Source organism: Nocardia sp. NPDC001965, from assembly GCF_053594175.1.
The window spans coordinates 246,721-270,981 of the sequence record NZ_JBSFDZ010000001.1; the positions used below are offsets into that span (position 1 = coordinate 246,721).

23 protein-coding genes are annotated in these 24,261 nt (G+C 66.3%); 13 read left to right on the forward strand and 10 right to left on the reverse strand.

The window, feature by feature from the left end:
• Nucleotides 1-46: 46 nt before the first annotated feature.
• Nucleotides 47-1,015 (forward strand): alpha/beta hydrolase, encoded by a 969-nt coding sequence (locus ACWCPQ_RS01120; RefSeq protein ID WP_449893358.1) that lies wholly within the window; start codon nt 47-49, stop codon nt 1,013-1,015.
• Between the two features lie 645 nt (nt 1,016-1,660).
• Here ACWCPQ_RS01120 and ACWCPQ_RS01125 read toward each other — a convergent pair.
• A complete protein-coding gene (locus tag ACWCPQ_RS01125; RefSeq protein WP_449893360.1) occupies nt 1,661-2,230 on the reverse strand; it encodes an SDR family oxidoreductase in 570 nt (189 codons plus the stop codon).
• Here ACWCPQ_RS01125 and ACWCPQ_RS01130 point away from each other — a divergent pair.
• Entirely contained in the window at nt 2,181-3,044 is an 864-nt protein-coding gene (locus tag ACWCPQ_RS01130; protein ID WP_449893362.1) for an LLM class flavin-dependent oxidoreductase, read from the forward strand. The genes ACWCPQ_RS01125 and ACWCPQ_RS01130 overlap by 50 nt on opposite strands.
• A gap of 525 nt (nt 3,045-3,569) precedes the next feature.
• Nucleotides 3,570-4,055, forward strand: a complete 486-nt coding sequence (locus ACWCPQ_RS01135) for a helix-turn-helix domain-containing protein (RefSeq protein ID WP_449893364.1) — start codon at nt 3,570-3,572, stop codon at nt 4,053-4,055.
• A 74-nt stretch (nt 4,056-4,129) separates the two neighbouring features.
• Here the strand turns inward: ACWCPQ_RS01135 and ACWCPQ_RS01140 are convergent, their stop codons facing one another.
• Both ACWCPQ_RS01140 and ACWCPQ_RS01145 read right to left on the reverse strand, forming a co-directional pair.
• Entirely contained in the window at nt 4,130-4,522 is a 393-nt protein-coding gene (locus ACWCPQ_RS01140) for a VOC family protein (protein ID WP_449893366.1), read from the reverse strand.
• 3 nt (nt 4,523-4,525) lie between these two features.
• Complete coding sequence (locus tag ACWCPQ_RS01145; RefSeq protein ID WP_449893368.1) at nt 4,526-5,854, reverse strand: FAD-binding oxidoreductase; 1,329 nt, start codon at nt 5,852-5,854, stop codon at nt 4,526-4,528.
• 437 nt (nt 5,855-6,291) lie between these two features.
• Here ACWCPQ_RS01145 and ACWCPQ_RS01150 point away from each other — a divergent pair, with 437 nt between their 5' ends.
• A complete protein-coding gene (locus tag ACWCPQ_RS01150) occupies nt 6,292-6,498 on the forward strand; it encodes a hypothetical protein (protein ID WP_449893370.1) in 207 nt (68 codons plus the stop codon).
• Nucleotides 6,499-7,008: 510 nt separating this feature from the next.
• Here ACWCPQ_RS01150 and ACWCPQ_RS01155 read toward each other — a convergent pair.
• Nucleotides 7,009-7,746, reverse strand: coding sequence for a TetR/AcrR family transcriptional regulator (locus tag ACWCPQ_RS01155; protein ID WP_449893372.1), 738 nt, complete (start codon nt 7,744-7,746; stop codon nt 7,009-7,011).
• A gap of 117 nt (nt 7,747-7,863) precedes the next feature.
• Here ACWCPQ_RS01155 and ACWCPQ_RS01160 point away from each other — a divergent pair, with 117 nt between their 5' ends.
• The 3 genes from ACWCPQ_RS01160 to ACWCPQ_RS01170 all read left to right on the forward strand — a co-directional run bounded on the left by ACWCPQ_RS01160 (nt 7,864) and on the right by ACWCPQ_RS01170 (nt 10,308).
• Nucleotides 7,864-8,463: an NADPH-dependent FMN reductase gene (locus ACWCPQ_RS01160; protein WP_449893374.1), complete on the forward strand. Its 600-nt coding sequence runs from the start codon at nt 7,864-7,866 to the stop codon at nt 8,461-8,463.
• A gap of 248 nt (nt 8,464-8,711) precedes the next feature.
• The gene (locus tag ACWCPQ_RS01165) at nt 8,712-9,821 is read left to right on the forward strand and encodes an NADH:flavin oxidoreductase (RefSeq protein ID WP_449893376.1); all 1,110 of its coding nucleotides are present in this window, start codon (nt 8,712-8,714) and stop codon (nt 9,819-9,821) included.
• A gap of 19 nt (nt 9,822-9,840) precedes the next feature.
• Nucleotides 9,841-10,308 (forward strand): DUF4440 domain-containing protein, encoded by a 468-nt coding sequence (locus ACWCPQ_RS01170; protein WP_449893378.1) that lies wholly within the window; start codon nt 9,841-9,843, stop codon nt 10,306-10,308.
• Nucleotides 10,309-11,049: 741 nt separating this feature from the next.
• Here the strand turns inward: ACWCPQ_RS01170 and ACWCPQ_RS01175 are convergent.
• Nucleotides 11,050-11,220 carry a hypothetical protein gene (locus ACWCPQ_RS01175; RefSeq protein WP_449893380.1) on the reverse strand — a complete coding sequence of 57 codons (171 nt, stop codon included), beginning with the start codon at nt 11,218-11,220 and terminating at the stop codon, nt 11,050-11,052.
• Between the two features lie 187 nt (nt 11,221-11,407).
• A complete protein-coding gene (locus ACWCPQ_RS01180; protein ID WP_449893382.1) occupies nt 11,408-12,580 on the reverse strand; it encodes an epoxide hydrolase in 1,173 nt (390 codons plus the stop codon).
• Between the two features lie 103 nt (nt 12,581-12,683).
• Here ACWCPQ_RS01180 and ACWCPQ_RS01185 point away from each other — a divergent pair, with 103 nt between their 5' ends.
• From ACWCPQ_RS01185 to ACWCPQ_RS01195, 3 genes are all read left to right on the forward strand, one after another.
• Complete coding sequence (locus tag ACWCPQ_RS01185) at nt 12,684-13,253, forward strand: CGNR zinc finger domain-containing protein (protein WP_449893383.1); 570 nt, start codon at nt 12,684-12,686, stop codon at nt 13,251-13,253.
• A gap of 208 nt (nt 13,254-13,461) precedes the next feature.
• A complete protein-coding gene (locus tag ACWCPQ_RS01190; RefSeq protein WP_449893386.1) occupies nt 13,462-14,787 on the forward strand; it encodes a family 1 glycosylhydrolase in 1,326 nt (441 codons plus the stop codon).
• A 119-nt stretch (nt 14,788-14,906) separates the two neighbouring features.
• Nucleotides 14,907-16,118: an AI-2E family transporter gene (locus ACWCPQ_RS01195; protein ID WP_449893388.1), complete on the forward strand. Its 1,212-nt coding sequence runs from the start codon at nt 14,907-14,909 to the stop codon at nt 16,116-16,118.
• Nucleotides 16,119-16,135: 17 nt separating this feature from the next.
• Here ACWCPQ_RS01195 and ACWCPQ_RS01200 read toward each other — a convergent pair whose 3' ends face one another.
• A complete protein-coding gene (locus ACWCPQ_RS01200; RefSeq protein ID WP_449893389.1) occupies nt 16,136-16,831 on the reverse strand; it encodes a TetR/AcrR family transcriptional regulator in 696 nt (231 codons plus the stop codon).
• Between the two features lie 116 nt (nt 16,832-16,947).
• Here ACWCPQ_RS01200 and ACWCPQ_RS01205 point away from each other — a divergent pair, with 116 nt between their 5' ends.
• Nucleotides 16,948-18,666 carry a GMC family oxidoreductase N-terminal domain-containing protein gene (locus tag ACWCPQ_RS01205; RefSeq protein ID WP_449893390.1) on the forward strand — a complete coding sequence of 573 codons (1,719 nt, stop codon included), beginning with the start codon at nt 16,948-16,950 and terminating at the stop codon, nt 18,664-18,666.
• A 14-nt stretch (nt 18,667-18,680) separates the two neighbouring features.
• Here ACWCPQ_RS01205 and ACWCPQ_RS01210 read toward each other — a convergent pair whose 3' ends face one another.
• Nucleotides 18,681-19,514: an acyl-CoA thioesterase gene (locus ACWCPQ_RS01210; protein ID WP_449893392.1), complete on the reverse strand. Its 834-nt coding sequence runs from the start codon at nt 19,512-19,514 to the stop codon at nt 18,681-18,683.
• A gap of 90 nt (nt 19,515-19,604) precedes the next feature.
• Between ACWCPQ_RS01210 and ACWCPQ_RS01215 the strand changes: the two genes are divergently transcribed.
• Nucleotides 19,605-20,186 (forward strand): TetR/AcrR family transcriptional regulator, encoded by a 582-nt coding sequence (locus tag ACWCPQ_RS01215; protein ID WP_449893395.1) that lies wholly within the window; start codon nt 19,605-19,607, stop codon nt 20,184-20,186.
• A 13-nt stretch (nt 20,187-20,199) separates the two neighbouring features.
• Here the strand turns inward: ACWCPQ_RS01215 and ACWCPQ_RS01220 are convergent, their stop codons facing one another.
• Entirely contained in the window at nt 20,200-20,841 is a 642-nt protein-coding gene (locus tag ACWCPQ_RS01220; RefSeq protein ID WP_449893397.1) for a hypothetical protein, read from the reverse strand.
• Nucleotides 20,842-21,057: 216 nt separating this feature from the next.
• On the opposite strand from ACWCPQ_RS01220, the gene ACWCPQ_RS01225 reads away from it, so the two are divergent.
• Nucleotides 21,058-22,644 carry a GMC family oxidoreductase gene (locus ACWCPQ_RS01225; protein WP_449893399.1) on the forward strand — a complete coding sequence of 529 codons (1,587 nt, stop codon included), beginning with the start codon at nt 21,058-21,060 and terminating at the stop codon, nt 22,642-22,644.
• Nucleotides 22,645-22,721: 77 nt separating this feature from the next.
• Here ACWCPQ_RS01225 and ACWCPQ_RS01230 read toward each other — a convergent pair whose 3' ends face one another.
• Complete coding sequence (locus ACWCPQ_RS01230) at nt 22,722-23,921, reverse strand: esterase/lipase family protein (protein ID WP_449893401.1); 1,200 nt, start codon at nt 23,919-23,921, stop codon at nt 22,722-22,724.
• Between the last annotated feature and the right edge of the window lie 340 nt (nt 23,922-24,261).

Genomic DNA, 24,261 nt, shown 5'->3' on the forward strand with positions numbered 1-24,261 from the left:
CTGTTCTCCTTGACTTGAACCACGCTTCAAGTAACAGGATAGCGGTATGCGTACAGCGAACACACCCACCTCGGGATTACATCCGCAGGTGCAGACATATTTGGATCGGATCTCACGCGCAGGCTTCGCGGAACTGCACACCTTCACTCCCGCGCAGGCTCGCGAGGCACTACGCCGCCAGATCCCGATGCTCGCCGAGCCGGAATCGGTGGCTGCGGTCGAGGATCAGGTCATCGCGTTGGCGGGACACCAGGTTCCGATACGGATCTACACCCCGGCCGGCGCGGCGCCGATGCCTGTGGTGCTGTTCTTTCACGGCGGCGGATTCGTCCTCGGCGATCTCGATACCCACGACGGCCTGTGCCGCAGCCTCGCCAACGGCGCGGCCGCCATCGTCGTCTCGGTCGACTATCCGCGGGCCCCCGAACACAAATTCCCCGCCGCACCGGAGGTGTGTTTCGCTGCCACACGATGGGCCGCGGCCAACGCCGATAGCTTCGGCGCCGACGCGACCAGGATCGCGGTCGCCGGTGACAGCGCCGGCGGTAACCTCGCCGCAGTCGTCACCCATATGGCCCGCGATCTGGACGGACCAGCGCTGGCCTTCCAATTGCTCATCTATCCCGATACGGATTTCCGCCGCACCAACGTCAGCATCCGGGAATTCGCGGGCAAATACGGGAACATCACTCGTGCAGGCCAGCACTGGTTCATGGACAACTACCTGACCAGCGAGGGAGAAAAACTCGATCCGCGTGTCTCACCTCTCCTGGCGACCGACCACAGCGGCCTACCGCCGGCCTTGGTCATCACCGCCGAATACGACGCGCTGCGCGACGAGGGCGAAGAATACGCCGCCGCACTGGCCCACGCCGGTGTGCCGGTCGAAGTTCGCCGCTACCCGGGAATGATCCACGAGTTCCTCCGCCATCCCTTCGACGACAGCGGCACTGCGCGGGCCGAAGCCGCCGCCGCACTACACAATGCGCTCACCGCCGTTTCCGAGGCACAGTAGAAAGCCCGCCCCGACCCCGAGACGTGCCGGCGGGTCGGCCGTCGCAGTCGGCCCGGCCGGTACCCCGAGCTGAGGCAACTCCTCGGCGTGACTTTTACCGTCAACGTTCCGGGGCCCCTATCCGGCGCTTCCGGCTGACCGCTGGCGGCTGAGCAGGGCTGGTGGCCATCCAGCGCTCCAACCTGTATCGCACTATCCACACCGAGTGTTCATAAAAAGACATTTCATGGACGTAATGAAACCTGCAGGGAGTTCGCGGCAGCGGCCGCGGCGAAGCCGGCCGAGGCGCTGTCCACGGGCCCGGGCTGCGGCCAGAGGCGGGCGGTCCCGCCGCGTTGCCTTCACGACCACCATGCGACGGACCCTTCGAAGCGTCCAAGAAAAGGGCAATCATGGACAGATGCACCCCGGGATGATCGCTGAACAGCGATGACGAGAGTCATATCTGTTCATGAATGCATCATTTATTGAACAGCATCCGCTGCTGGTTCGTGCTGTGGCGGAATTCTGTGGCGTGGTGGCCCCGGTATCGATGTCTGTACACGCCGGCAGGACTGGCTCGATGTCGGATGGGGAGCACGGATACGAGTGTGCCGCCCTTGCGGTGGAGGCAAGGGCGGCACGGTTGTTCAGATGCTCAGCGGCTCAGATGATCTGGGCGGTGGGCAGGATGGTGATTTCGGTGAGGTTGACGTGCTTGGGGACCGCGGCGACGAAGGCGACGGTTTCTGCGACGTCTTCGGACTGCAGGACGTCGATCTGGTCGATGAGGTCGGCCATCAGTTTGCTGGCGTCGGGGTCGGTGACGTGGTCGGGCAGTTCGGTGTCGACCATGCCGGGTTCGATCGTGGAGACGCGGACGTTCTTGCGGCCGAGTTCGGTGCGCAGCAGGCGGGTGAGTTGGCTGATGTAGGCCTTGGTGCCGGAGTAGACCTGGAACTTCTCGAGGACGCGGGTTGCCGCGATCGAGGAGGTGGTGATCAGGTCGGCGGTCTTGCCGGCCTCGGCCGCGTCGACGAGGGAGGTGACGAAGGCCTGGATGGTGTTCATCACGCCTTTGATGTTCAGGTCGCTTCGTGGCCGATCATCCGCGGCGGCTTCATGTAGTTGCCGTCCCGACCGGGTGCGCGAGGTCACTACACCACGACGACCACGAGGAGGGAAGTTGCGGATCGGAATCGGTCTGCCCGCCGCTGTACCGGGAAGCGACCCCACAGCGATCGGTGACTGGGCCGCCGCGAGTGAGGCGCGTGGTTTCCACTCGCTCGCCGTGATCGACCGGCTGGTTTACGACAATCTGGACCCACTTGTGGCCTTGGCTGCCGCGGCGGCGCGCACCGAGCGAGTCGAGTTGCTGACCACTGTGCTCAATACGGGCTACCGGCGTAACCCGATCGTCCTGGCCAAGCAGATCGACTCCCTGGAACGCCTTTCCGGCGGACGTCTCACAGTGGGGCTGGGTATGGGCGGCTGGCCGGAGGACTATGCCGTCAGCGAGGTCTCGCTGGCCGGTCGGGGGGCCGCGTTCGAGAGTGCGCTGGCTGCGATGCGCACGGTGTGGCGGGGCGAGGTGTCGGGTGCCTCGGGGCCTGTGCCCGCTTTGCCGCCGGGCCGGCCTGGAGTCCTGCTCGCCGGGGTGGTGCCCGCAGGTTTCGCCAGGGCTGCCGCGCTGTCCGACGGATGGGTGGCGCCGTCGTTCGGTCGTCAGGCCCTGCACGCAGGTATCGAGGCCGTGCACCGGGAGTGGAGTCGCGCCCGGCGTCCCGGCCGGCCGCGGGTGGTCGTGGAGCGCTACTTCTGCCTCGGCCCGGGCGCCGCCGAGATCGCCGAGGCGTACGTGAAGCATTACTACGGCGCCGAATATGTAGCGCAGATCCGGCCCGATATCCTCACCGACGAAAGCCATCTCCGCAACGAAATCGACCACCTCGCCGAGGCCGGAGCCGACGAACTGCTGCTGCTCCCCAGTACGGGAGCGCTGGAACAGATCGATCTGCTCGTCGAAGCGCTCGGCGGGTTCGCGCGGTGAAGGACGGCCACATGCAGTCGCAGCCGTGAGCGAGGTGACCGGGGTCGCCCGACGCGATCACGCTGTCAGCCGACCGGTTGGAACACCTCTACCGGCGTTCTGAGGCAGCTGCGGGCGCGAGTGCGCCAGGCTCTGAAACGAGCAGCCTAGATGAACCAGCGGATGCCACGGAAGGGACCGGCAACCGCATGCGATACGGGCACGGAGCAATAATGGAGGTTCGGTGGACTGCGGCAAATTGCCCGCCGAGAGGTGGTGAGAACAGTGGATCGAACTCTGCCCGGTCGGCCCGCCGACAGCGAGGGTCTCGAGGACGGACACTGTCACTATCGTGAGATCGCCTTCGCCGGATCGAGGACCGGGTTTCTGTGCAGGTGGACCCATCGGGTCGGCGGCGGTGCCCAGCGCGTGATTCCAGACAACCACGCCGACTTTATTGTGAGCAGTACCGGCCGGAGCTGGCTCGTTGGCCCCGCCACGACGGTCGACCTGCCGGCGCTGTCGCCGGGAACGGTTCTGCACGGCGTGCGTATTCACACTGCAGCGTTGCGCTCGGTGACCGGAGTGGCGGGTTCCGAGCTGCGGGACACGGCGATGGCGGTAGACGACCTGTTGCCCGGCCGGGTCGCTCGCGCGCTCGTCGGCAGTCTCGGCGCGGGCGAATTCGACGAGCCGACAGCGCACTTGTTGTGGCCGTGCCTCACCGTCGATCCGCGGGTGGAGAAGGCGGTCGAGTTGCTGACCGCGGCGACGACGACCGTCGACACGGTTGCCGATCGTGTCGCGCTCACACCTCGTCATCTGCGGCGACTGGTCGAACAGGAGACCGGGCTGACCCCGAAGACACTTCAGGTCGTTGGCCGGCTACAGCGGGCGGTCCGGCTGGCTCGTCGGGCGCCGGGCGCTTCGCTGTCGATGGTGGCGGTCGCGGCGGGTTACGCCGACCAAGCGCATCTCAGCCGTGACACACGACGAATGACCGGGCTCACCCCGGGTTCACTGCTGGGCTGACTCCGCCGTGGACGCGGACTGTTCGTCGTAGACCACCCGGGGACCTCCCACCCGGCCCTGCTGAAGGCGATCACTCAGGGCAAGGGAGCGAACAAATCGACGGTATTGCCATCCGGGTCGTGGACAATAGCGTAGCGCTGTCCCCAGACAGCGTCCCACGGCTCCTTATGGCCGTGGAAACCCGCTGCGACGACGGTCTTGTACAGTGCGTCGACATCGGACGGGCTCGCGGTCGCGAACGCGAGGGCCACCGTGTGCCCGCCGGGGGCCTGGGTGAAGTCGGGGTCGAAGCTCCTGATCGTGTCGAGGGTGTCCCAGGCGAGCCGCAGTCCGTTCGGGAGTACGACCTCGACATGGGGTTCGCTGCCACTGACCTCGGGTGTTTCGATACCGAGAGCACGGTAGAAGGCGAGCGCTCGGGCCAGGTCGGTGGTGACGATACCGATGAGGTCGAGAGAGACAGCCATGGTTCAGCCTTTCGTCAGCGGTGCGATGTTGTGGTTGACGCGGAAGAGATTGTGCGGGTCCACGCGGTTCTTGACCGCGCGGAGCAGTTGCAGGTCAGCGGCACTGAAGGCGGCCGCCACCACGGCCGGGTCGGTGTGAGCACCGAGGAAATTCAGCATGCTGCCCCTGTCGAGGCCGCGGAATCGGTCCCGGGCCGAAGCGTGTAGGGCCCGGTCGGCATCGTGGCGGGGGTCGATGGCCGAGCTGAGGTACACCGTGAATTCGGCGTCGCGTCCGCCCACGACATTCGGTACTTCCGGCGGTTTCCGGTACGCGCCGCCATGGTGTCGCAGTTCGAAACCGAGCGGTTCGGCGGCATCCGTCCCGGCGACCGCTAGAATGCTGTCGACATCGGCTTCTTCGAGAGGTCCGCTGTAGAAACCGGATTCGTGCACCGTGTACCGCCCGACCGGTTCGTGATGGACCATCCCGATCTCGGTGTAGCGCATCGGCCGCACCGTGTCGAGCACAGGCGGCCCGACCTCCCGAATCGCCGCAAGCAGCGACTCGGCCTCCCCGGATGGGCCGAAATACGCGATGCGCAGCTGTGCGATATAATGCCCCCGCAGCTCCGGGCGAATATCGGGATGATCCGGGTAGCCGAGCAGGAAGATCGATGTAGCGAGGGTGTTCGGAAGGTCGGCGGTCCAGCGGACATACCGGTTCAACAACTCCCGCGCATGCTCGGCCGAAAAGAGGAGGCTGCCGCCGTAGAAACCGGTCACCGGGAAGAGATCGATCTCGATCCCGGTGGCGATCCCGAAATTGTCCTTGCCGCCGCGGACCACGCGGAACAGCTCCGGATCCGTGGCCGGGGAGATCGTGCGAACCACGGCGTCGGCGGTGACCAGTTCGATGGAGTGCACGTGGTCCGCCGCGTATCCGTACTGACGGCCCAGCATCCCCACGCCGCCACCGAGGACGTACCCCATCACCCCGACGTGTGGACTCGACCCGTTCAATGGCGCCAAGCCGTGCTCGGCCGCGGCGGTGATCACCTCGCGCCAGCGGTCGCCGGCGCCGACCCACGCCCGGCGCCGGACAGGGTCGATCGTGACGCGGGACAGCTGTCGGGTGGTCACGAGAACACCGTCGGCGGCCCGCGGCATTCCGTGCCCGGTGGACTGAACCGCGACCGACAGGCCCCGCTTGCGCGCGAAAGTCACCGCGTCCGCCACATCGCCCGGCGATGCGACCGGACACACCACCCGCGGGTGGTGGACGACCGAGCAATTGTCGGTGCTGAGCTCGTTACGGTAGCGCTCGTCGGAAGGGTACAGCCAGGTCATCATCCGGGACATACGCATTCGCCGTGGCCCGGGCGGCCGGGTGAGAAAAGGACTGCGAACGAGGACAGCGCACTAAGCAGGCGGGCGGCGGCACGGCCTACACCCATGAGAACCGAGTTTGGATTCACATTCCGGACGATATGGGCACAACCACTGCCGGTCTTGTACGAAACGGACACGACTGTAGCCGGACAGCTTTGGCTTTGGTCGCTGCTGAACCTCGGCACGGCCGGTCAAAGCTCCGTGCCCTCGTGACACCGACACGTGTTCAAGCTCGACCGGGGCCTGCGCTGGTGTCTCGAAACCTTGGTATTGAGACTGACGCTCATGCGCCCTGAGCCTGTGAACTAGGGAGAGTCCCGTGTCGCGGTCCGCTGACTCCTGACCGGGAATCGGGCACTACCGGGTGCGTCGTCAGACAGCAGTTGCAGGTTGCGACCGTGGTGATCTACGACGACAACGCCCTCCCACTGGTCGTGATCCAGGGATTCAATTCCTCGCACCCGTTCGCTGCGGCGGTGGAGAACTACGCCGGCCTGGTCGATTATCACGATGGTAAGCGGCCCTTGCGCTGGCAGAGCCGTGACGCGCTGGTCAGCATGGGCGACCCGGACCTCTTTCTCAGCGATTCCGACATCTGCGAGTGATTAAAATCGGGGGCACCCCGGTGGGTACGCGGGCATATCAACGGAACATGAGCTACCAAGGGATCACGCGGCCGTTCGGCGAAGGCACGTCCTACGGTGAGGAGCTTGAGCTTCCTGACGATGTTGAGGGCGAGTGGTAACAGTTGACCCGCACGCAGCTCGTGCGGCGGTCGATGCCGAGCCCCGGGCCATCGGCCGGACCCCGATCGGCTGGTGTGCGTGTTTATCTGCACCAAAGCCTGGTGCCGATCGGGTCATCCAGTGCGGCCATGTCGGCAGCCGTTCGGCGGCCGCTGTTCCGTGGTGACGACCTGAGCGTCTCAGCTCTGCTGGTGCGGTATTCGGCCGGAGGTGGAAGGGCCGGTGCCGGGGAAAACAGGTGGTTGTCGGTGTCGTAGACGTGGTCCCCCGCCACAGCCGTCCAGCCCGGCCCGTCAGCGGGCGAGATCATCGTCCACGGTGACCTGGTAGTCATGGTCTGATCTGCGCCGACCGGTCCCCGAGATACCCTCAGGTCGCCAGGCGCGCCGTGATGCCATCGAGGACAGAGTCCAGACCGATCTCGAACTGCCACTGCACGTCGTCCTTGCGGGCGGCGTTTTGGATATAGCGTGCGTACATCGGGTAACGGCCCGTGTTCATGAGCCATGTCATCTGTGTGGCCAGTCCCGTGCGGGCCTCCTCGCGGGTGGACCAGCCGCGCGCGTGGAGCATCTGACTCAGCCTGACCTCCGAGTCGACCGCGCCGTGTACATAGGCGGCGACGGTGCTGTAGGCCGCCATGGCGGTGTCCACGTCGAGCCCGAGACCGTCGAGCGCTACGAGGGCCGCCTCCGTCACGGCCAATTGGCTCGGGGTCGGCGCGCCGCACCCCACCCGCGTCACCCAGGAGTGCGCCAGCAGGACCTCCCTGATTCGCAGGGCGACGGACCGTATGGTCGCGCGCCAGCCGTCCCTGCTGTCGGGCAGATCCAGTTCCCCGTAGACGAAGTCGACCATCAACTCGAGCAGCTCGTCCTTGCCAGTGACGTAGCGGTACGCGGCCATGGGGGCAACACCGAGTTCGGTGGCCAGGCGGCGCATGGTGACCGCGTCGAGCCCCTCGGCGTCTGCGATAGCGACAGCGACCTCGGCGATCCGTCGCGGAGTGAGGGTCGTGCGGGGAGCCGGTGTCGGCCGTTCGAGGCGCTCCCACACCGAGACGGGGTCCCTGCCCTCGCTCGCCGACTGTCTCGCCTGGGGGGCCATCGCTTGGATCCTTCCGCCGAATGCTGCCGTGTACATCGTACCGGCAGTAGACGACGTTCACCTTGGTGTGTACGTTGTACGTTATGAATACATCGTACACATGGTCGAGGGGTTTTCGTGGCTGACTCGACCGCCGACATCCTGCGCACCGCAGTGATCATGGGAAGCACCCGGGACGGACGGTTCGGTCCGGTCGTCGCCGACTGGATCGGCGGACATATCGCTCAGCGTGAGGACATGAAGGCCGATCTGATCGACCTCGTCGAGACGCCCCTGCCAACCGTTTTCCCGGCGTTCGGACAGGCTCCTTCCGACGAGGTCAAGGCACAGCTGGGCGCCGTATCGCCGCGGCTGGGCCAGGCTGATGCCTTCGTGATCGTCACGCCCGAGTACAACCACAGCTTCCCTGCGTCGCTGAAAAACGCTCTCGACTGGCACAACGAGCAGTGGCACGCCAAGCCGGTCGGCTTCGTTTCCTATGGCGGCCTAGCCGGCGGACTGCGCGCCGTTGAGCATCTTCGTGTCGTGCTCGCCGAACTCCACGCGGTCACGATCCGCAACACCGTCAGCTTCCACAACTACGGTGAGATCTTCGGTATCGACGGCAAGCCGTCCGACCCCAGGTGTGACATCGCGGCCAAAGCAATGCTCGACCAGCTCACCTGGTGGGGGCAGGCACTGCGCGAGGCCAGACGCGTCAGCCCGTACGCCGTCTGACATCGCGTCAGCGATGAACGATGCCGGCTGACACTCCCGCGCTCCTTCTTCGCGGCGCCGGACGGACGACAGATCCTCGCAGCAAGCTTCCCCTGACCGGGGGGCGACCTCGAGCTCGACTGCCCAGGACTCCTATCAGCGACCGAGGCGAAACTCCAGCCAACTCCTGGTTCCACACCCAAGCCGCCGACCGCATGGCCTGAATCCCTCGTCGCAGCACGGCCGGCCTCTATCGAAAGCGAACACCGATGCCCACCAATCCCCTCGAACGTGCCAGGGACATCCTGGTCCGTCCTTTCTCCCTGGGCAGCTTGACGCTGCCCAACCGCGTCGTGATGGCTCCGATGACGCGCGAGTTTTCGCCCGGAGGTGTGCCAGGCCACGACGTGGCGCAGTATTACGCCCGCCGGGCGGCCGCCGGTATCGGTCTGATAATCACCGAAGGCACCTATGTCGGCCACGACTCAGCGGGCAACAGCGCCCGGGTCCCGCACTTCTACGGCGACGAGGCTCTGGCGGGCTGGTCGGCCGTGGCCGAAGCAGTCCATCAGGCGGGAGGTCGAATCATGCCGCAGTTGTGGCACGTCGGAACGGATCGCATCGTCGGCAATCCGCCAGTCCCCGACGCCCCGCGGATCGGACCCTCCGGCATCGCCCTGGACGGCACGAACTCCGGCAGAGAGATGACCTGGGCGGAGATCGACAATGTGGTCGCCGCGTACGCCTCGGCAGCGGCGACTGCCGAGACGCTGGGCTTCGACGGCGTCGAGATTCACGGTGGCCACGGTTATCTGATCGACCAGTTCCTGTGGGCCCACACCAATCGGCGCGCCGACGCCTACGGAGGCGACATCGTGGGCCGTACCCGTTTCGCCGCCGAGATCGTGGCCGCCTGCCGGGACAGCGTCTCCGGCGATTTTCCGATCTCCTTCCGTTTGTCTCAGTGGAAGGTGAACCACTACCAGGCGCAGATAGCCGACACGCCGCAGGAACTGGAGATCATGCTCGGCCTGCTGGCCGACGCGGGCGCCGACGCCTTCCACTGTTCCACCCGGCGGTTCCAACTCCCCGAGTTCGAGGGCTCCGACCTGAACCTGGCGGGCTGGGCCAAGAAGCTTTCCGGAAAACCCACCATCAGTGTCGGCTCGGTGGGCCTCAGCAACGAGTTCCCCCAGATGTCACCAGGCGAAGTCGCGGACATAGGCGAGCTGCTCGACCGCATGGAGCGCGATGAGTTCGACCTGGTCGCGGTCGGCAGAGCCCTGCTGGGAGATCCCGAGTGGCTAGCGAAGGTTCTCGCCGGTCGCATCGACGAAATCACCCCCTTCCACGGGGGCGTCCTCGGCAGTCTCCACTGAGAGCGGATCCACCGATCTGGTGACGATAATCGAAGGATTGGAGCAAGTAAGAATGCAAACACGACCTACTCTCGGTGATCCATCCCGCGCTACCACGGCTCACGAGGTAGCCTCACGATTCGCCGAAGGGTTACAACAGTCAGGCGCAGCAGGCGACGCGGATGGCTACGACGTTGCTTTTGCGGCAGACGTGGTGTGGGGCAGTCCATATGGTGCGTCGGTAACCGGCTACTCCGAATTGAACGCCATCCACCGCCGCTTGATGAACGCACAGGTCGCGCCGCCGTCACACTTCGAAGTCGTCGGCGCGACTTCGCCTGCGCCAGGGGTTGTGCTGACCCAGATCCGCAGGGTCGCTGCCGAAGCGGGCGGATTCTCCGAGATTGCCATGTACGTACTGGTCGAGAAGGATGGCGGATGGTGGCTCGCTGGGGCCCAGAACACGCCGATCACGGATCCACCCCAACGAACCGAATCCAGTTCATGATCTACTCGTGTCGGACACGTCGTGGGTTTTCCGGTATGCGGGGCTGATCGTCCCCGGAAGCCCTCTCCGACTTCTTCGCCCGTTTCGATCCACTCGAGCCCGATGAACACGCCATCGTCCACACCGGCGGCGACCACACCACGGTGCTCCATGCCGACTTCTCAATCGCCGCTGATCGGCTGGAAAACGTTGCTGCGGTGCGATGCTCGCGGGTGTCGGACTGGGGTGATGGACACTTGAATCGGTTAATGACGGGTGGGCCGCACCAGCTTGTAATCCGGGTATGTCGTCAAATGACTTTGACGACATACCCGCCGAAGGGGTTCCGCGCGGCCCGGAATCATGCGGAAACGGCTCATCCGATCCAATGCGATCCGTTCCCCATTGACGACAGGGTTTGACGACAGAGAAACGGTGAACGGACAGCATTCCGGAGCCGACGGAAAGGACGCCGCGGATCATGGTCGAACTCGTCTACACCCGAGTGTCCACGGGCGAACAGAGCACCACACGCCAGACCCACCCGCGAGGGCCTGACCGCCGCCTGGGCCAACGGCGCGAAATCGGGTCGCCGCCCACAGATCGCCACCCTCGGGGCGACCGAGGCGGTCCGTCAGGAATACCGCGACGGCGCGAGCATCGCGGCCCTGGCCCGGCGGCACCAGGTCAGCCGGGTCGCGATCCGCACCGCCCTGGCCGACCTGCTGCCCGGCCGGACCGAACAACCCGTACACACCATCGTCAACGGACCACGCGAGATCCGAATCGAAATGCCAGGGCAAGGTCGCCCACCGCCTGGCCGGCTGCCTCGCCGATCTCGGCGCCCCCGAGCGCCGGGCCCTGCAACAAGGCCGGAAAGTTCGACGCGGCCAGGGCTACAGCCTGCATATCACCGCCCCGCCAGAGGTCCACCAGGCGCTGCTGGCCGCCGCCGAAATAATCGGCGAGAGCGCTACTCGGCCGGAATTTTGCAGGGCCGCCCTGACCCCTTTGGGGTCGTTGTCGTTCGTGATGACGGACCCATCGAGATACATTCCATAATGCGCATATCTAGATACCACTGTTCTTTTGATTCGAGGCGGTTCGCCCGCGGTCGCGTTCACCGATCGGCGGCCAGCACTGCTGCGATGCCTTCTCGCAGGTCTTCGACGAAGAATTGGGGAACCTCGAGCGATGGGAAATGTCCCCCGGCCGCGGGCGAACTCCACCGGACGATCTGCCGGTACCGCTGCTGCGCCCAGGGCCGGGGACACTTCTCCACGTCGCGGGGATACATAGTGAGTGCCGACGGGACGTCGACCCGGAGTTCCGGGTCCAAAGAGTTGTGGCTCTCGTAGTAGATGCGGGCCGCCGATGCGCCGGTCCGGGTCAGCCAATACAGAGTCACATCGTCCAGGACGCGGTCCCGGGAAATCGTCTCGAACGGGCTGTCCTCGGTATCGCTCCACTCGGCGAACTTGTCGAGGATCCAGGCGAGAAGCCCGACCGGCGAGTCGACGAGCGAGTAGCCGATGGTCTGCGGCCGGGTCGCCTGCTGCTTCGCATACGCCGCGCGGTGGCGCCAGAAATGGCGGGTCTCCTCGACCCATTCGCGCTCGACCGCTGTCAGCCCGTCCGTGGCCGAACCGGGCAGTGCCTCCGCGAACGTTGTGTGGATGCCCAGAACATGCGCCGGGAACCTGCCACCGAGCACCGTGGTGATATTGCCTCCCCAGTCGCCGCCGTGGGCGGCGAACTCGCGATAGCCGAGTCTTCCCATCAGTTCCACCCAGGCGGCCGCGATCTTTTCGGTTCCCCAACCGGTGACGGCCGGCCGGTCGCTGTAACCGAAGCCCGGTAGCGACGGAACCACCACGTGGAATGCCGGCGCATCCGCATTTTTCGGATCTGCCAGCTCGTCCACTACATCGATGAACCGGACGATGCTGTCCGGCCAGCCATGCGTCAACAGCAGCGGGGTGGCATCCGCGCGTGCGGATCGGCGGTGCAGGAAGTGGATTCCCAGATCGTCGATGGTCGTGCGGAACTGGCCGATCCGGTCGAGGCGCTCCTCGAACGACCGCCAGTTGTATCCGGTACGCCAGTAGTTCACGAGATCGGTGAGGTCGGCGAGCGGAACGCCCTGATCCCATCGGCGAGGGCCGGGCGCGGCGCCGTGGACCGTCTCGGCTTCCGGTAGTCGAGCGGCAGCCAGCCGCGCGCGCAGATCGTCGAGTTCGGCGTCGGTTGCGTGGGATTCGAATGCTCGGATGTCGCTGCTCGAACGGGGCATGAGACCTCCTGGTCGTCGCGGGACCGGCCACCACCTGGCGAGAACCGGCTAAGACGGTTCTAACACGCGATCACGCCGACCTGCAACCGGCTAAGGTGGTTCCATGCCTCCTGGGTTCCCGGACTTTCGCCTCGGTAGCGTGCTGGCGACCAGCTTCACGGCGACGCTGACAGAGCGGCGTGGCGACGCCGTGGAGCGCATCCCCACGCCGCAGCGACTCGTCGACTGGCTGGCAGTCAACGGCCTCACCGTGGACTCCTGCACCACCGACCAGCTCGAACACGCTCGGGAACTGCGGGAATCGATCCACGCAGCCGCGACGGCGGCCGCGAACCGAGATGCCCTCCCTGCATCTGCTGTCCGGATCATCAACGACTGCAGCGTTCAGGGCCGGGCCGCGGCTGTCCTGACGCCCGACGGCCATCGGCAATGGCGGCTCGGCTCGGCTTCCCGCGTCGAGGATGCCCTGGGCGTGATCGCCGCCGACGCGGTCGACATCATCGCGGGCGAACGAGACGGAAAACTGGCCTTGTGCGCATCGCCGAGCTGCCGCGCCGCATTCTTCGACACCAGCCAGAGCCGCACCCGCAAATGGTGTGACATGAACACGTGCGGGAATCGTCAGAAGAAGGCGCGCTTCAATGCCGGGCAGCGCCGCAGAAGCGAAGGCTGACGACACGCCACGATGGTTCGCGCGGCTGCACAAGGGACCCGGGATCTTGCTGGGCACGGCATTTCGGACCGATCGGACAGGCCGGTCCCCAATCGGTCCCGGCGGTGGCGACCGCGGTGAGATACGAACGCTCCGGCCCGTTTCCGGTGGCGCGCCGCTAGTCTGATGCGAGCGCCGCGATAACCGACAGCGAACAGGAGACGATCCTATGGGGCCGGTGAACCGCCGCCGATTTCTTACCACCAGCGCGGCGGCTGCCGGCGCCGTCGTACTCGGCGCGGGGCATGCCGTGGCCCGCCCCGCGCCCCCGGTCGAGGTCGCTCCCCTCGGACCGGACTTCCTGTGGGGCGTCGCATCCTCGGGTTTCCAGTCCGAAGGCCATGCGCCCGAGAGCAACTGGACCCGCTATATCGCGGCGGGCAAGACCGAGGATCCCTACCGCGATTCCGTCGACTTCTACTCCCGCTATCGCTCCGATATCGCCTTGGCCCGGCAACTCGGGGTGCGCGCCTACCGGATCGGGGTCGAGTGGGCACGGGTACAGCCCCGGCCCGGAGAATGGGACGAAGCGGGGTTCCAGTTCTACGACCGGGTCGTCGAGGCCATCCGCACCGCCGGTATGCAGCCGATGCTGACCCTGGATCATTGGGTGTATCCGGGCTGGCAGGCGGATCGAGGTGGCTGGCGGCGTGCGGGAATGGTGGACGACTGGCTCGCCAACGCCCGGAGGGTGGTGGACCGGTACGCCCGGCACGATCCCCTGTGGATCACATTCAACGAACCCGCGGCCTACCTGATGAACGAAGTGCGCCACGGCGGCATCGGGGTGACCGATATTCCCGTGATGCAGGACCGGATGGCCACCGCCCACAACGCGATCTACGACCATATCCACCGGGTACGGCCCGCATCGATGGTGAGCAGCAATGTCGCCTACATCCCTGCCGCCGAGGACGTGGTGAACGGCGCGTTCCTCGACCGGATCGGCGCGAAACTCGACTACCTCGGGATCGATTACTACTACGGGTTCTCCCCCGCCGGTGTGCTCGACCGAGTCCCCGATCCGAGCAGACTGTGGACGCTGTCGTTGCAGGCCGAGGGTATCTACTATGCCCTCGACCACTACGCGAAGCGGTTCCCGGGCATACCTCTCTACATCGTCGAGAACGGGATGCCCACCGAGAACGGGAACCCGCGTGCGGACGGCTACACCCGTGCGGATCTGCTACGCGATACCGTCTATTGGCTGCAGCGGGCCGCGGCCGACGGGATGAACATCGTGGGCTACAACTACTGGAGCCTCACCGACAATTACGAATGGGGTTCCTACACCCCGCGGTTCGGGCTCTATACCGTCGATGTGCTGAACGATCCGGAGCTGGTCCGCCGCCCGACCGATGCCGTGGCGGCCTATACCGCGATCACCGCGGGCGGCGGGGTACCGGGCGATTACCGGCCGACCCGGGGGCCGGCGACCTGCTCGATCGTCGACGGACCGGCCAGCTGCTTCGATCAGGTCACCGTGCCGCGCTGATCCCGGCAGGGCGACCTGATCGAAGCAGTGCGCTTGCGCCGACCCCCGACGAGCGTCGAGGGTGTTCCGCCGGTGGTTGCGGCGGTGCCGGGCCGGGCCGGACGTGCGAGACTGGCCGGGTGAACGGGGAGAAGGAAGTCCGCGCCGACAGTACTCGCTCCACCAGCGCCACTCGGGCGCTCGACCGAGGGGACGTCTTCGGTTCCGGGGTGTTGTGGCTGGCGAAATGGGCGATATGCGTGGTCGCGATCGCGGCCGGGGCGTGGGTTCTCGGGTTCCTGGCCGCCCGGCTGTGGGTGGTGCTGCTGCCGGTGCTGCTCGCGATCGTGGTCTCGACGGTGCTCTGGCCACCCACCCGGCTGCTGGTGAAGGCCGGATTGCCACCGGCCGCGGCCGCCTCGCTCACCGTGGTGGGGTTCATCGGCGTGCTGGCGGGCGGGATCGCACTGATCGTGCCGTCGGTGGTGGATCAGGTACCGGAACTCTCCGACAAGGCCACGACAGGTATCAACACCGTGCGGGACTGGTTGCAGGGTCCGCCGCTCAACATCCGGGACGAACAGCTGAACTCGGCGGTCGACGCGGTGGTGTCGCGGATGCAGTCGAGTGCCGAGCAGATCGCCTCCGGAGTGTTCACCGGCGTCAGTACCGCCACCTCGGTACTGGTCACGATTTTCCTGGTGCTGGTGCTCTGCTTCTTCTTCGTCAAGGACGGACCGAGATTCGTTCCGTGGATCCACAAGCTCACCGGCGGGCGCAGCGGCCGGCACTTCGAGGAAGTGCTGGTGCGGGTATGGGATGTGCTCGGCGGGTTCATTCGCACCCAGGCACTGGTCAGCTTCATCGATGCGTTCTTCATCGGTCTCGGGCTGGTACTGCTCGGGGTGCCGCTGTGGGGAGTGCTCACGGCCCTGACGTTCCTGGGCGGATTCATCCCGATGGTGGGGGCGTTCGTCGCGGGTGCGCTGGCGGTTCTCGTCGCTCTGGTGGGCAACGGGTTCACCACGGCGCTGATCGTGCTGGCCATCATCATCGCGGTCCAGCAGCTCGAGGGCAATGTGCTGCAACCGGTCCTGCAGAGCCGCACGATGAAGTTGCACGCAGTGGTGGTCCTGCTCGCAGTGACCGGCGGCGGCACGCTGTACGGCATCACCGGCGCGTTCTTGGCCGTCCCCGTGGTGGCGGTGGTGGCGGTGGTGGTCCGCTATATCAGCGAACAGATCGATGTGGCGGTGGCGGAATCCGATCCCGCCGGAAAGACGGCGACGGCCCCCGCCGAATCCGACGGCGACACCGAGATCGCGGGAGAGACCGCGGACCCCGGACGGTAGATCCGTCCAGGGCGAACTCATGCCACGCCGAGCAGGCCTTCCAACGCGGCGATATGGGTTTCGAACACCTGCGTGCGGTCGGCGAAGGTGTCGGCGCCGTACATATCGAACACATCGAAACTCACCGCGCCGAACAGCGCGCACCAAACGGTGAGCCCGCGGGCGAGCAGCCAGTCCGGCACATCGAGCCCGAATTCGGTCCGGATCCGGACGAAATCGGCGACCAGTGGCCCGGTGAGCGGCGGCCGGTCCGCCGTCGGGGGTGTGAGCAGTCCCCGGCGATGGGCCGCGTCGAACAACCCCATCAGTGTCACGATCACTCGCGTCCCGGGCGTGACCGTGCGATCGGCCGGAGCGGCATATCCGGGTACCGGGGTGCCGAACAACAGGCCGTACCAGGCGGGCTCGGCGAGCGCCCAGGCGCGCACGGCGCGCGCGGTGAAACGGAACTGTTCGATCGGATCGTCCGGCGCGGCGTCGAGCGCGCTTTCGACGGCGTCCCCCAGCGCGTCGTAACCATCGACCACCAGCAGGGTCAGCAATTCGTCGCGGCTCCGGACATAGCGGTAGACCGCGGAGGAGACCACGCCCAGATCGCGGGCCACCGCGCGTAACGACAGGGCGGCCGCGCCGTCGGTGGCAAGATGTTCGCGCGCGATCCGTTTGATATCGGTCATCGTCTGGGCCCGGGCGCGGGCGCGGGGTGTGGTCATTGCCTAAGCCTGACCAATTCGGAGAGCACTGTCAACAAAAGTGAGCGCCGCTCCCGTTGAGCTATGTTAATGTTACCGCACGTCACTGCTGACCATCCGAACCAAGGAGAAGCCCCATGTCCGAGGCGGCCACGGATTTCGATGTCCTCATCGTCGGCTCCGGGTTCGGTGGCAGTGTCACCGCCCTACGACTGGTCGAGAAGGGCTACCGGGTCGGCGTAGTGGAGGCCGGCCGCCGCTACGCCGACGACGAGTTGCCGAAAACCAGCTGGGAACTGCGCAAATTCCTCTGGGCACCCAAGCTGGGCTGTTACGGGATCCAGCGCATCCATCCGCTGCGCAATGTGCTCATCCTCGGCGGCGCCGGGGTCGGTGGTGGTTCGCTCAACTACGCCAACACCCTCTACGTTCCGCCGGAGCCGTTCTTCCAGGACCCGCAGTGGCGTGAGATCACCGACTGGCGCAGCGAACTCACGCCCTACTACGAGCAGGCCAAACGAATGCTCGGCGTGGTACAGAACCCGCATATGACACCGGCGGACGAAGTCTTCAAACAGGTCGCCGAGGATATGGGCGTCGGCGAGACCTTCGTCCGGACCCCGGTGGGCGTGTTCTTCGGCGAACCAGGCGAAACGGTGGACGACCCGTACTTCGGCGGGGTGGGACCGGCGCGCACCGGCTGCCTGGAATGCGGCGACTGCATGGTCGGCTGCAAGTTCGGCGCGAAGAACACCCTGGTCAAGAACTATCTGTATCTCGCCGAACAGGCCGGAGCACAGGTCGTGCCGATGACCACGGTGACGGAGCTGCGGCCGCAGCCGGACGGCAGCTGGGTGGTGTCGGCGCAGAAGACCGGCGCGTGGTTGCGCAAACAGCGCACCACCTACACCGCCCGCCAGGTGGTGGTGGCGGCCGGAACCCTCGGCACTCAGCGACTCCTGCACGATATGCGGGATCGCCGGGTACTGCCGGAGCTGTCGGACCGCCTCGGCCTACTGACCCGCACCAATTCCGAGTCGATCGTCGGTGCCGCCACCAAGAAGCTCGCGCCCGGCCAGGATTTCACCCGGGGTGTCGCGATCACCTCGTCGATCCACCCGACCCCCGATACCCATATCGAGCCGGTGCGCTACGGCCGGGGTTCCAATGCGATGGGGTTGCTGCAGACTCTGATGGTCGACGGCGGCGGCCGGGTCCCGCGCTGGCTGCGGTTCCTCGGTACCGCGCTGCGGCATCCGCTGCTGCTGCTCAGTTTCCTCAGCGTCCGCAACTGGAGTGAGCGCACCATCATCTCGCTGGTGATGCAGCATCTGGACAACTCCATCACCACATACACGACCCGCGGATTGTTCGGCCGCAAACTCACCAGTAAACAGGGCCACGGAGAACCCAATCCCACCTGGATCCCCGCCGGCAACGAAGCCACCCGTCGGGTCGCCGAGCAGATCGGCGGAACCGCGGGCGGGACCTGGGGCGAGGTGTTCAACATCCCGCTGACCGCGCATTTCCTCGGCGGTGCCGCGATCGGCGCCGACCGCGAATCCGGAGTCATCGACGCCTATCACCGGGTGTTCGGCTACCCCACCCTGAGCGTGGTGGACGGGGCCGCGGTCTCGGCCAATCTCGGGGTGAATCCCTCTCTCACCATCACCGCCCAGGCCGAGCGGGCGGCCGCGTACTGGCCGAACAAAGGCGAACAGGATCCCCGGCCCGAGCAGGACACTCCGTACCGCCGGATCGCGCCGGTGGCACCGAAATCCCCGGTGGTCCCCGATTCGGCGCCGGGCGCGTTGCGCCTCCCGATCACGCCGGTGGAAAATCCGGCCGCCGGCTGACCCGGGGCTTGGCTTCAGCCCTTGAAGTAGACCAGCTGGTGACTGGTCGCCAGCAGGGTGCCGTCATGCCCCCACAGCTGAGCGTTCTGGTCGAAATGCCCATGCCCGAAGCGGTTCGCCCGGGCTTGCCCCAACAGGTATTCGGTGCCCTGGGCCGCCAGTTCCTCGGCCGTGGCATGGAAATACACGGTGAGCGAGATCGTTCCGGCCGGGAGGTAGCGGCCGCGGCGCAGGAACACGCGCGGGTAGAACGCATCCGACATGGCGGTGAGCGAGGCGAAGTCGACCGGGCGCGCCGGACTGTCCCGCAGCCACAGTGTGCTCACCGAGTCCGGGTTCTCCGGGAGCTCCGCGGTGGGCTCGGCATCGGGTACCGCCCCGGCGACGAACCGTAGATCGTAGTTGCGGCCCCAGGCGATGAAATCGGGGAAGATCTGCGGTACGGCCGCGGCCGGCCCGGGAACCGACGGCATGGTGAGCTCCAGATCCGACCAGGTATCGCGCCGGATACCGAATACGGCACTCGCGGTGGTGGCGACCGCGCCGTCCTGGGTGAGTTCGAGCAGCCAGTGCTGGTTCGTGCGGTTGGTGCGGACCGGGCGCGCCGTGATCTCGAACGGACCGTCGGCGATCGGTCCCGCGTAGTTCACGGTCAGCGACAGCGGATCACCGAGCCGCTCGGGGTGCCGTTCCACCGCTCGCAACAATGCCGCCGCGGTGACTCCCCCGAACGGGCCGACCATGTTCGCGTAGTCGGGGCAGGTGTGACCGGCCAGCTGATGCGCATCGGTGTATTCCACCGCGATCGCCGTATCGAAGGGATGAGTCGGCGCGTCGATCCCGGTCACAGATCCTCCTGAAGATTGGGCCGTTTACGGCAGCGAAAGTTTTTTAAGTATGACAACATACATAGTAATGACAGGCAAGAGGGAGCAGTGATGCCACGACCGAAGGATCCCGACGGCCCCCGGGCGGCCATGATCGACAGCGCGATCTCGCTCATGCGCCAGCGTGGCGTCGCGGCCGTTTCGTTCACCGACGTACTCCAGGCCAGCGGCGCGCCCCGCGGCTCGGTTTACCACCACTTCCCCGGTGGTCGCGCGCAGCTGATGACCGAGGCGACCGAGGCGGCGGGCAGCCGGATCACGGCGGGGGTCACCAGAGCTCTGGGCGCCCCCCGATCGTCCACGGCCCTGCGCGCGCTCGCCGATATGCTGGCCCGCGGTCTGGACAAGAACGACTACGCGCTCGGCTGCCCGATCGCCGCGGCAGCGCTCGGTAACGAACCCGGCGCCGTCGCCGCGGCCGCAACGGCGTTCGACAGCCTGCGCGATCTCGTGGCCGCGAAACTCGTGGAGGACGGCGCGCGGCCGGAACGGGCGCGTTCGATCGCCCTACTGGTGATCAGCTCCCTGGAAGGCGCGTTGATCGTCGCCCGCACCGAACGCGGGCCGGCCGCACTCGATACCGTCGTCGAGGAACTGAGCGAGATATGCCGGATCGCGGTCGAGGAAGCGTGATCGCCGAGCCCGCTCATTCCACCGGCCGGGTCTTGATCGCGTCGCGCGAGATGAAGACGTCGTATTCGCCCGGCGTCGCGATCACCGCGTTGCCGTAGGCCGACCGTACGAACGGCGAAGTGAACCAGCGGTTTTCGCTCATATCCTCGAAGAAATCGCGATCTCCGCCGTTGAGGAAGATATGGTTCTGCGCGGTCGCCACGCCGTCGATTCGCTGCCCGTACAGACGTGAGACCTTGTACCCGGAATGGAAGCCGAGCGCGTTCACCCAGGGCTCGAGCTCCACCAGTTGCGCCTGCAGCACCCACATATCGCCCTCGACCCGGTGGGTCGTGCGCTCGGCGGTCCCGCCGTCCTCGTCGAACAACGTCAGCTCGACCTCCAACTGATGATCCGCGCCCGAAACCGGTGCGACCACCACATGTGCCGCCCGGACCTCCCCGGTCAGCCCCAGGTAGGTCTGGACGAGAGTGGCGATCCAGAGCACCAGCGCCGCGGCGGCGAGTAGCAGGGCGCCACCGGCACCCCGGGCGATCAGGGCACGCGGCCCCCTCTTGCGAAACGCGAACAATGCCGAAACCAGCAGGGCCACACCGAGGATGATCGCGATGATCGAACCGGTCTGCAGCACCCCGAAGTCCACCGGGTAACTCATGCGCCGGTTATACCCCGGTAGCCCGCGATCTCACCCACGAACGAGTTTTTCGCTTTCCGGTCGCCGGGCACCGATCCGAGCCGGCGATACCGCGCCCGTGGAACTCCGGTCGCCCCGGATCCGGCTTGTCTCGGATTCGAGACGCCGGGGCGAAGATGCCCCACACCGGTCCCCGCTCTCGTATGTTGGCGATACACGAGATCGAAAGGTGCGAAGGTGACAGAAGTCAGTGCGGACTACGTGATCGTCGGGTCGGGGTCGGCCGGGGCGCTGCTCGGGAACCGGCTCAGCGCGGATCCGGGGCGCTCGGTGATCCTGCTCGAGGCGGGCCCGGCCGACAAGGACAAATTCATCCATATACCGGCCGCCTTCTCGAAGCTCTTCCGCACCGCCTATGACTGGAACTATCTGACCGAACCGCAACCCCAGCTCGACAACCGGCAGATCTACTGGCCACGCGGGAAGACCTTCGGCGGGTCGTCCTCGCTCAACGCCCAGATGTGGGTGCGTGGGTTCCGCGCCGACTACGAGGAGTGGTCCGCCGCCGCAGGCCCGGAATGGGGTTTCGACAAGGCGGTCGAGCAGTTCCGCGAGATCGAGAACGTCGAAGCCGCCACCGGGCCCGACCACGGCACCGGCGGACCGCTGCACATCTCCCGGCAGCGCAGTCCACGACCGTCGACCGCGGCGTATCTCCGGGCGGTGGCCGAACGCGGGTTCCCGGTCGAGGAACCGAACCTGCCGGAACCGCAGGGATTCACCCAGACGATGGTCACCCAGTACAAAGGCCGGCGCTGGAGTACCGCCGACGCCTATCTGCGGCCCGCCCTGAAGCGGCGGAATTTCCAGGTTTACCCCGAGGCCACCGCTACCCGGGTGCTGTTCGACGGAGACCGCGCCGTCGGCGTCGAGTACGTACGGGGCGGGCGGACCGAGAAGGTGACGGCCCGCACAGAGGTCGTGCTCTGTGGGGGCGCGATAAACAGCCCGCAGCTGCTCATGTTGTCCGGAATCGGTGACCGCGCCGAACTCGAACGGCACGGAATCGAGGTACGCCGGCACACCCCCGAGGTCGGGGCCAATCTGCAGGATCATCTCGTCACCGGACTCGGATACGGCGTGCACGCCGACTCGCTCTTCGACGCCGAGAAACCGGCTCAGCTGGTGAATTACCTGCTACGCCATCGCGGCATGCTCACCTCGAATGTCGGTGAAGCCTACGGCTTCGTGCGCAGCCGCCCCGAGCTCGAACACCCCGATCTCGAGCTGGTCTACGCGCCCGCACCCTTCTACCACGAGGGGCTGATCGATCCGACCGCACACGGCGTCATCCTGGCGACCGTCCTGCTGCGCCCGCACAGTCGCGGCACCATCACCCTGGCGTCGAAAGATCCACTCGCCAAACCGGTGATCGATCCGAAGTACCTCTCCGATGAGCAGGGCGTCGATCGGGCGGCGTTGATGGCCGGATTGCGGCATTGCGCGGATATCGCCGATACCGCGGCGATGCGGGAAGTCCTCGGCCCGCTCTGCTATCCGCCGGACGCACCGGGCGACGGTGCCGCGGAGGCGACCCGGGCGCTGGCGCTCAACGGTTACGCCCACACTCTCTACCATCCGGCCGGCACCTGCCGGATGGGGTCGGACGAGAACAGTGTGGTGGATCCGGAACTCCGGGTCCGCGGCGTGGAAGGGTTGCGGGTCGCGGACGCGTCGATCATGCCCGTACTGGTACGCGGGCACACCCATGCGCCCAGTGTGTTCATCGGAGCCCGGGCCGCCGATTTCCTGACCCGCGGATAGGACGCGCGGCGCCACCGGCCCGGACGCGGTTCGGGGCCGGTGGCGACCACCGGGCGGCGCATGCGGCTACATGGCGGTCACAACTTGCCGCCGCCCCCGATCAGCCACGGATTGAAGGTGCACTGCAGGGCCGGGACCTGTGCGGGGTCCAGGGCCTGCAGTGCGATGGACAACGCACGCGGCGAGTACATGAGGGTCAGGTGATCGGACAGGTCTTGTTCGCAACCGTCCTGCAGGGTGATGTTACGGACCGTCGCGCCGGGGCCCGGTTTCAGGAAGGTCAGATCGTAGGGGTTGGTCACTTCGTCGTAGCGAGTACCGACCACGGTGTAGTCGACCCCGGGCACGGTATCGCCCCCGGCGTTGAGCCGGTTCACGAAATCCGAGCCGATCGTCTGCTGGATACCGGAGTGACCGACGAAGATCTCGATGAACCCGAGAATATCGATACCGAAGTTGTTGATCGCCCGGCCCAGCGCCCCGATACCGTCGAGCGAGGTCCCGTGATGGGTCGCGCCGAAGGTGATCAGCTTGTCGACCTTGTCCGCGCCGCCGTCGAACTTCGTGTACCAGTTGGCCATCGAGCCACCCTGGGAGTGCGCGACCATATCGACCTCGGACGCGCCGGTCGCCGCCAGCACCCGGTCCACGAACACGGCCAACTGCTTCGACGAATCCTGGATATAGCCCGTACCCATCGTCCCGGGTAGCACCGAACCGAGACCGCCGCCCTGGACGAGGTTGGAGCGGCCGTAGTTGAAGGTGAAGGTGCAGTAGCCGGCGTCCTTGATCGGCTGGCCCATGAAGGCGAACCCGTTGTAGGCGTTCATCCAGGTGCCGTGGATCAGCAGCACCGGACGGGGATGTTCCGCGCTGGGTTTGCAGTTCCAGTCGTTGGCGCCCGGAGGCGCGGCGTCACCGTTGGCCAGCCCGTATGCGAACGCGGCCAGCCACGAGGTCTGCGCCGGCCCGTAACCGACGGTATCCGAGGCGTATCCGCCCGACAGGCCCGAACTACTGCCCGAACCGCCGTAACAGTCGCCGGATCCGTTACCCGAACCGGCGCCGCTACCGGAGTTGCAGGCCGAACCGCTGGCACTTCCGGAACCCGCCACCGGCTGCCCGGTACGCCCGGCCGCGATATAGGCGGCGAGATCCTGCTCGGTCGGCGCCGCCGCGGGCTCCGCCTGTGCGCCCGTGCCGGCGAGTCCGCAGGCGAGCACGGTGGCGGCCAGCAGCACGGCCGACCGCAGCCGGACGGAGTGTGGTCTTGTCATCGGGGGCCTTCCTGGAGAACATCACTGTCCGATTCACTTGCCGCCGTTTCGATTTCACGGCAAGTTGCGCCGACAGTACGGGCGCCGGACCGGATTCCGGTGGCGCACGATCAGGAACTGGAAAGCTCACGAATACCCGATATCGGGTTTGGCCCGCGTCACAGCGGGATTCTGTGCCGGATTCCGGAGAAACTTCGCACCACCCTCGACGATGGCCGGATCGCGAATGCATCCCTCCCGAAGGAACGGCTTCCGCGGCAGTGAAGTGTCCAGTTATCACGCAGATCACGAATCGATTACTCGAACGACCGCGAATTTATAAGAGAAAAGCTTGTATTCG